2 protein-coding genes are annotated in these 1185 nt (G+C 46.4%); both read right to left on the bottom strand.

The genetic code is table 11. From position 1 onward, the window contains the following. Positions 1-343, bottom strand: a 343-nt coding sequence (locus A3735_RS28130; protein ID WP_156499991.1) for an NAD(P)/FAD-dependent oxidoreductase, incomplete at its 3' end; no start/stop codon positions are given. Positions 344-482: 139 nt separating this feature from the next. Then, on the bottom strand, positions 483-1185 hold a 703-nt coding region (locus A3735_RS29925), incomplete at its 5' end, for an OmpA family protein (RefSeq protein ID WP_156499990.1).

The following is a 1185-nucleotide window of genomic DNA, read 5'->3' as shown; positions in this document are numbered from 1 at the left end:
CATTAAGTTGAGCTTGGTTTTTAATTTCCTGAAGACGAGCTATCTGATCATCACTTGTCGCAACAATCAATTTTCCACAAGCTTTGAAAGGAAGGTGATGCTTAGCACAATAGTCATATAACATTTCTTTCCCAGCCACGCATAGCTGAGCTTTTAAGGAACCTTTTGGGTAATATATTCCTGCATGGATCACTTCACTATTGCGTGAAGAAGTCTGCGTGCCAATGCTGGATTCTTTATCGACGAGCAAAACTTCCCGACCCTCAAGAGCTATTCGCCTCGCTATTGCTAAACCAACAACTCCAGCTCCGATCACCAGGCAATCCACATTAAACTGTTCCATCGCTATTTGCGCCTCACAATTCTTCTCTTAACTCCTTTAGCGAGCAGCTATGACCCTACATTAAACAAAAAAGGCCTACAAGACCGAAACTTCGACCCATGTAGACCCTCATACTATTGCTCTAAAGACTAGAGCTGACTTAACGCAATGCTTCTTTGGTCACCTGAGCCTCAAGCACTGCGACCACTCGCCTATTTTTAGCGCGCCCATCTTCAGTCTCGTTGTCTGCAATCGGCTGCTCCTCACCGAAGCCTTTTGCGGCAACTCGCTCTTCAGCGATGCCGAACTCGTCAACCAATACTCGCCTAACAGACTCAGCTCTACGTTGAGATAGCTTCAGATTGTACCGACGACTGCCTTGGTAATCCGTGTGTCCCTCCACCGTCAAAGTCGTTGATACGACTTCTTTCATAAAGTCTGCGATCTTCTTAACTTCCGGGTAGTATTCTAGCGTTAACTCATCACTTTTCGCTGCAAACTTAATATCCATGGTAATTGCAACCTGCTTGGTCAACATGACGGCACAACCCGTTTCATCTACACGGAATGATGGGTTTGTACCAGGGCACAAATCAGTATCATCGAATACACCATCTAAATCTTCATCAGTTGGTTCTGGCTCAGGCTCAGGCTCAGGCTCCGGTATTGGTTCGGGTTCTGGTTCGGGCTCTGGCTCCGGTTCCGGCTCTGGTTCCGGAATTGGCTCTGGTTCAGGCTCTGGAGCCTCTCGAATAAACTCTCGACCAAATGAATAACCCAAAGTCATTCTGACACCTAAGTCTGTTTGCTCATGATCGGCACCATGCAAAGCTAACAGTTCACCACGAAAAATATAGTTGGTA

This window comes from Oleiphilus sp. HI0061, assembly GCF_001635675.1.
This window is presented reverse-complemented; position numbering and strand designations above follow the sequence as displayed.